General features: G+C 75.4%; 6 protein-coding genes. 4 read left to right on the top strand and 2 right to left on the bottom strand.

Annotation, left to right across the window (positions count from 1 at the left end; genetic code table 11):
- Positions 1 to 35: 35 nt before the first annotated feature.
- From ACZ4U1_RS19760 to ACZ4U1_RS19775, 4 genes are all read left to right on the top strand, one after another.
- A complete protein-coding gene (locus ACZ4U1_RS19760) occupies positions 36 to 1,769 on the top strand; it encodes a sensor histidine kinase (protein ID WP_467904730.1) in 1,734 nt (577 codons plus the stop codon).
- A 440-nt stretch (positions 1,770 to 2,209) separates the two neighbouring features.
- Positions 2,210 to 3,148, top strand: a complete 939-nt coding sequence (locus ACZ4U1_RS19765) for a universal stress protein (protein WP_467904732.1) — start codon at positions 2,210 to 2,212, stop codon at positions 3,146 to 3,148.
- A gap of 145 nt (positions 3,149 to 3,293) precedes the next feature.
- The gene (locus ACZ4U1_RS19770) at positions 3,294 to 3,884 is read left to right on the top strand and encodes a TetR/AcrR family transcriptional regulator (RefSeq protein ID WP_467904734.1); all 591 of its coding nucleotides are present in this window, start codon (positions 3,294 to 3,296) and stop codon (positions 3,882 to 3,884) included.
- Positions 3,881 to 4,876, top strand: a complete 996-nt coding sequence (locus ACZ4U1_RS19775; protein ID WP_467904736.1) for a DMT family transporter — start codon at positions 3,881 to 3,883, stop codon at positions 4,874 to 4,876. Before ACZ4U1_RS19770 ends, ACZ4U1_RS19775 begins: the two co-directional genes overlap by 4 nt.
- Positions 4,877 to 5,145: 269 nt before the next feature.
- Here ACZ4U1_RS19775 and ACZ4U1_RS19780 read toward each other — a convergent pair whose 3' ends face one another.
- Positions 5,146 to 6,387, bottom strand: a complete 1,242-nt coding sequence (locus ACZ4U1_RS19780; RefSeq protein ID WP_467904737.1) for a cytochrome P450 family protein — start codon at positions 6,385 to 6,387, stop codon at positions 5,146 to 5,148.
- Positions 6,384 to 6,644, bottom strand: a complete 261-nt coding sequence (locus tag ACZ4U1_RS19785) for an amidohydrolase family protein (protein WP_467904739.1) — start codon at positions 6,642 to 6,644, stop codon at positions 6,384 to 6,386. Before ACZ4U1_RS19785 ends, ACZ4U1_RS19780 begins: the two co-directional genes overlap by 4 nt.
- Positions 6,645 to 6,799 lie beyond the last annotated feature (155 nt).

Genomic DNA, 6,799 nt, shown 5'->3' on the forward strand with positions numbered 1-6,799 from the left:
CGGTCGTACGCGGGGACGGGGCTGGAGGAACGGCAGTGGGAAGCTCCGAGGACGGACGCGCGGCACGGGGTGTCCGGCTGCCGCAGCTGAGGCTGGACGAGCTGCTGGACGAGCTGCAGGCCCGCCTGGACGCCGCCCGCGGCACCCAGAACCGGGTGCACAGCCTGCTGGAGGCGGTGCTCTCCGTCGGCCGCGAACTCGACCTGGAGCAGGCGCTGCGCGGCATCGTCGAGGCCGCGGCGGCCCTGGTCGACGCCGAGTACGCGGCACTCGGCGTGATCGGCTCGGACGGCAAGCGGCTCTCGGCGTTCATCACGGTCGGCGTCGGCGAGGAGGAGATCGCCCGCATCGGCCGCTACCCGGAGGGCCGCGGCATCCTGGGCGAACTCATCCGCCACCCCGCGCCGCTGCGGCTGGCCAAGCTCTCCGAGCACACCGCGTCGTACGGCTTCCCGCCGAACCATCCGCCGATGAACAGCTTCCTCGGCGTTCCCATCCGGGTGCGCGACCAGGTCTTCGGCAATCTCTACCTGACCGAGAAGCGGGGCGGGCGGCAGTTCGACGAGGACGACGAGTCGCTGCTGTCCACGCTGGCCGTGGCGGCGGGCGTGGCCATCGACAACGCCCGCCTGTACGAGGAGTCCCGGCTGCGGGGGCGCTGGCTGGAGGCGAGCGCGGAGATCAGCAGCACCCTGATGTCCGGCGCGGGCCAGCACGAGGTGCTGGGGCTGATCGCCGAGCGGGCCCGGGACATCACCGGCGCGGCGCTCGCCACGGTGGCGACCCCGGTGAGGGACACCGGCACCCTCGCGGTGGAACTGGCCCTCGGCCGGGAGGCGGAGGCCCACCGCGGCCTGGTGCTGCCCGTCGAGGGCAGCCTCACGGGACGGGCCTTCGCCCTCGGCGCGCCGGTCACCAGCCCGGACGTCACGCGCGACGACCGGGTCACGGCGGGACCGCCGCGGTTCGCCGGCCTCGGCCCGGCCGTCGCCGTACCGATCGGCCGGGAGGACCGGGTGCGGGGTGTGGTGCTGCTCGCGCGGGAGACGGGGGCGGGGGACTTCTCCGAGACGGAGACGGAGCTGCTGAAGGGGTTCGCCGCGCAGGCCGCCGTCGCCATGGAACTCGCCGAGCGCCGCCGGGACGCCGAGCAGATCGCGCTGCTGGAGGACCGCGACCGGATCGCCCGGGACCTGCACGACCTCGCCATCCAGCGGCTCTTCGCGACGGGCATGACGCTGCAGAGCGCGGGCCGGTTCATCCAGCACGCGGAGGCCTCCGAGCGGGTGCGGCGGGCCGTGGACGACCTCGACGAGACCATCAAGATCATCAGGTCGACCATCTTCGGCCTGCGCACCCGCGACGCCGACGAGGCACCCGGGCTGCGGGCCCGCGCGGTGCGCGTGGTCGGCCAGGCGACACCGGTACTGGGCTTCGCGCCCAGCGTCCGGATGGAGGGCCTGCTCGACACCCATGTACCGCAGGAGACCGCCGACCACGTCGTGGCCGTCCTCGCCGAGTCCCTCACCAACATCGCCCGGCACGCCCACGCCGGCCGCGCCGACGTGGTGCTCCAGACCGACGGCCACGAGGTCCGGCTCACGGTCACCGACGACGGCGTCGGCATCCCGCCCGAGGGCCGCCGCAGCGGCCTGCGCAACCTCACGGAACGGGCACGCGGACTCGGCGGCGACATGCGACTCGACCGCCCGGCCACCGGCGGCACCAGCCTGATCTGGCACGCACCGCTGGGGGGCGGGGAGGGCTAGTCCGGCCTCGGCGCAGGCGGCGCAGGGCTGGTTCGGCGTGCGCGTTCGCGGGGCCGGGGGGCTGGTCGGGCGGGGCGGGGTGGTGGCGCCGGGCGGTCTGGCACTCGCCCGCCGCGGGTCGGCGCGGGCTGGGGGGACGAAGGGCTGGCCGGGCTGGTTCGGCGTGCGCGTTCGCGGGGCCGGGGGGTTGGTCGGGTGGGGCGGGGTGCCAGGCCGGTCTGGTTCGCGGGGTTCGTGGGGCGGGGCTGGTCGGGTGGGGCCGGGTGGTGGCGCCGGGCGGTCTGGCACTCGCCCGCCGCGGGTCGGCGTGGGCCGGCGGGCCGAAGGTCCGCGGGGCCGGAGCGGGGCCGTCTGCTCGTGCCCGCGCGCGAGGCGTGTCACGGTGGCATCGAGGGCGCGTGCTGCCGGCAGGGCAGCCCGGCGAAAGGCGGTGAAGCCCGATGACGGAACTGCCCCTGGTCGTGGGAGTGGACGGATCGGAGCCCAGTCTGACGGCCGTCGACTGGGCGGTGGACGAGGCGGCCCGCCGCGGACTGCCGCTGCGGCTGGTGTACGCCTCCCTCTGGGAGCGCTACGAGGGTGCCGTACCGCCGGGCGAGCAGGAACGTCCCTCCGAGCAGGTGATGGCCGAGCAGATCCTCGCCTCGGCGGCCGCGCGGGCCCGGCAGCGGTCCCCGGACGTCGAGCCGGTCACCGACATCCTCCCGCAGGCCCCGGTGGACGCTCTGCTGCGCGAAGGGTACGAGGCCTTCGCCGTGGTCGTCGGAGCACGCGGCCGGAGCGGACTCAAGGGGCTGCTGCCCGGCTCGGTCGGGCCGGCCGTGGCCGCCCGCGCCCACTGCCCGGTCATCGTCGTCCGCGGGGACCGGGCCGGCCTGGCGGGCACCCACGGGCGGGTGCTGCTCGGCGCCGGGGAACCGGACACCGGCGGTGAGGCCGTGCGCTTCGCCTTCCAGGAGGCCGAGGCACGCGGCTGTGTCCTCGACGCCGTACGCGCCTGGCACGCCCCCGCGCACGAGAGCGTCGTCCGTCCCCTGCTCGCCGAGGACACCGCGCACCGGCACGAGCGGCAGGCAGCCGAGCTGCTCGACGCCCTGCTGCGGGACATGACGGCCGGCCACCCCCGGGTCCGGGTCCGGCCCGCGACACCCGAGGGCCCGGCCCGGAAGGTCCTCGCGGAGCTTTCGGCCGCGGCCGACCTCGTCGTCATCGGCGCCCGCCACCGGCACGACCGCTCCGGACACCAGCTCGGCCGCGTCGCCCACACCCTGCTGCACCACGCCCAGTGCCCGGTGGCGGTCGTGCCGGAGCGCCGGCCCGGGTCCGGCGCGACCGTGATCGCCGAAGCCCTGAAGGATGAGGAGCCCCGCGGGAACTAGAGAGTTGTGTCCGCGGGGCAGTACGACGCCGACCTGCTGTCCGTGCGCGCCGGCCCGCGCGCGGCGAGGTGACTGCCGCCGGGAGCAACGTCGCATATTCTAGGTAGACCGACCTACCTAATTAGCGGCGGCGAGGGAGACCCGGATGAGTACGGCGGAGAGCGGACGGCGGCGTCCAGCGCGGGAGCGGCTGCTGGCCGCGGCGGCTCGGCGCTTCTACGCCGACGGCGTGGCGGCGACCGGCATCGACACGATCACCGCGGACGCCGGCGTGGCGAAGATGAGCCTCTACAACAACTTCTCCTCCAAGGCCGAGCTGGTGAGGGCGTACCTGGAGGCACGGCACGAGGAGTGGCTCGGGCTGTACCGGGCCCGGCTGGAGCGGGCCCGGGGCCCGCGCGACGGCGTCCTGGCGGTCTTCGACGCCTACGCCGACCACGCGGCCTTCGCCTACGAGCACGGCTTCCGCGGCTGCGGCCTGCTCAACGCCGCCGCCGAGCTTCCGGCCGGGGACGAGGGCCGGGCGGTGGTCCGCGCGCACAAGGAGGAGGTCGAGCGGCTGATCGCGGGCCACCTGGAGGAGCTGTTGCCCGGGCGGCCGGACGAGGTGTCCGCGCTGGCCGAGCACCTCGCCTTCCTCCTGGAGGGCGCGATGGCCCGCGCCGGACTGGAGGGCGACGGCGACCGCGTCCGGCACGCCCGCTCCCTGGCGGCCGACCTGCTGGACCGGCTGTGAGGCGGCCCGCCGCACACGGCACCGGCGCACTGTGCGTGCTGGCCGCCTCCGTCCTGTGGGGGACGACGGGTACGGCCGCCACCTTCGCCCCGGACGCCGGCCCGCTCGCCATCGGGGCCGTCGCGATGGGGCTGGGCGGACTGCTCCAGGCCCTCGTCGCCGCCCCGGAGATCGTCCGCCACGCATCCCGTCTGCGCGCGCAGCGCGGCACGGTGCTGCTCGGCGCGGCCTCGGTGGCGGTCTACCCCCTGGCCTTCTACAGCTCCATGCGCCTGGCCGGCGTCGCCGTGGGCACCGTGGTGTCGATCGGTACGGCCCCGCTCGCCTCGGCGCTGATCGAACGCGTCCTGGACCGCCGCCGGCTCACCCGCCGCTGGATGGCCGCGGCCGCCCTCGGTCTGCTCGGCACCGTCCTGCTGTGCGTCGCCGAAGCCGCCCGCGCCGCCGGCCGCACAGGACAGGCGTCCGTGGCCGCCACGCTGTCCGGCGTCGGCCTCGGCCTGCTCGCCGCCGCGACCTACGCCCTCTACTCCTGGGCCGCGCACCGGCTCATCACCCGCCGGCTCCCCTCCCGCGCGGCGATGGGCACGGTGTTCGGTCTCGGCGGGCTGCTCCTGCTGCCCGTCCTGTCGGCCACCGGCGCACCGCTCGTCGCCTCGTGGTCCAACGCGGCCGTCGGCACCTACATGGCGCTCGTTCCCATGTTCGCCGGCTACGTCCTCTTCGGCTGGGGGCTGGCACGCGTGCCGGCCAGCACCGCCACCACGCTGTCCCTGCTCGAACCGGCCGTCGCGGCCGTCCTCGCCGTCCTCGTCGTCGGCGAACGCCTCCCCGCCGCCGGCTGGGCCGGCATCGCGCTGGTCATCGCGTGCCTCGCCGTCCTCACCACTCCCTCGCCCGCCCTCCGTCGCCCGAGGCGGCGGTCCGGCGGCCCGGTGCGGTCCGGGGCCTGGCGGCGCGGTGCACCGCCGGCGGCGAGGGACCGCGCATGAACACTCGGACGACGGCCTGGGGCTGCGGGCCCGGACACCCTGGTCCGGCCGGCCGATGGCTCACGCTGACGACGCCGGGACCGGCATGACCCCGGCCGTCGACGGCACCGAACACACCTATCGAACACACCTAGGGTGAGCACGTCGAGGACGGCTGTGGCGGCGCGGAAGGACGACCCGCGGTGGCCGGGCAGCACACACCGCCCGGCCGCGGCCAGCACACACCGCCCGGCCGCGGGCGGCGGCCGGGCGGTGCGGGTCGCTCTCGTTCAGCCCTCGGGATCGAGGATCACCGGCAGTTCCGCGAGGCCCCGGAAGGCCGGGAACGGAACCTCCAGCCACCGGGGGCCGCCGGCGGGGTCGGCCAGGGTCATCCGGGGGAACCGGTCGAACAGGCGGGTGAGCGCCAGCTGCGTCTCCAGCCGGGCCAGTGGGGCGCCCAGGCAGTAGTGGCTGCCGTGCCCGAAGCCGAGATGGGCGTCCTGCGCGTTGCCCGGCCGCATCACGTCCAGCTCGTCCGGGCAGTCGAACTTCTGCGGATCGCGGTTGGCCGAGCTGATCGCGATCTGGACCAGGGCGCCCTTGGGGATCAGCGTCCCGCTGTACTCGACGTCCTCGGTCGCGTAGCGGAAGGTCGCGCTCTCCACCGAGCCGTCGTAGCGCACCAGTTCCTCGACCGCCGCCCGGGTCAGGTCCGGGTTCTCCCGCACGGCGCGGAGCTGCTCGGGGTGGGACAGCAGGTGGTGGACGGCGTTGCCGATGAGGTAGGCGGTCGTCTTGTGGCCGGCGAACATCAGCAGGAACGCCGTCGAGACCAGTTCGCTCTCGGTGAGCGCGTCGTCGTTGTCGCGGACCGCGATCAGCGCGCTCAGCAGGTCGTCACCCGGGCGGTCCCGCTTGGCGTCGATGAGGTCCGTGAAGTACGCGTGCAGGTCCTCCTCCGCCTGCTGCTGGGCCCGCTTGGCCTCCTCGCCGAAACCGGTCTGCGCCACCGTGGTGGACAGGTGCTGCATCCGCGCCCGGTCCTCGGGCGGCACGCCGAGCAGGTCGCAGATCACGACGATCGGCAGCGGGAACGCGAACGCGGGCAGCAGGTCGAAGGGTTCCCGGGTCGGGCACGCGTCCAGCAGGCCCCGGACGATCTCCTCGATGCGCGGCCGCAGCGATTCCACGCGCCGCGGGGTGAACGCGGAGTTGACCATCCGGCGCAGCCGGGTGTGCTTCGGCGCGTCGGAGTTGAGCATGTTGTCGTCCAGCGCGACGGACGAGTCGCCGAAGATCCTCCGGTACGCGTCCATCGCCCCGTACATGTCCTTGCTCAGCCGCGGGTCCGCCAGGGCGGCCCGCGCGTCGTCGTACCGGGTGATCAGGTACGTCTCGTTGCCGTGCGGCGGTCTCATGGGACAGACCGGCGCCGCTGTGCGCAGATGGGCGTAGAACGCGTGCGGATCGCGCCGGAACTCCGGGGTGCACCGCTCGGCCGCGGTGACGGCCTCTTGCGTGGTGGTCACGGACGACTCCTGAGGTCGAAGAGGGCTTGGGCGTTGCCGCCGAGGATGAGCTGCTGGGAGGCCGCGTCGACCGGGAGCTTCTCGACCATGTGGATGAAGTCCTCCAGCGGCGCGGCCATCGGCGGAGAGTCGGTGCCGAACAACATCCGTTCCGGCCCCAGCACTTCGGCGTTCAGGCTCAGGTGCGCCGGGCTGAACGGGCTCGTGTCGACGTACATGCGCCGCAGGGCCGCGGCCGGGTCGGCGGACGGTCGCACAGCGTCTCCGGCAGGGGCCCCGGTGGCCGCCGGGGGAGCGGAGCCCGCCCCGGGTCGCCCGGAGGGCGGGGGGGGGGGGGGGGGGGGGGGGGGGGGGGGGGGGGGGGGGGGGGGGGGGGGGGGGGGGGGGGGGGGGGGGGGGGGGGGGGGGGGGG

Source organism: Streptomyces sp. NPDC028928 (assembly GCF_055564915.1).

Coding starts and splice junctions, on each gene's coding strand:
- ACZ4U1_RS19765 (WP_467904732.1), top strand. CDS start 2,210: ATGACGGAACTGCCCCTGGTCGTGGGAGTGGACGGATCGGAGCCCAGT.
- ACZ4U1_RS19770 (WP_467904734.1), top strand. CDS start 3,294: ATGAGTACGGCGGAGAGCGGACGGCGGCGTCCAGCGCGGGAGCGGCTG.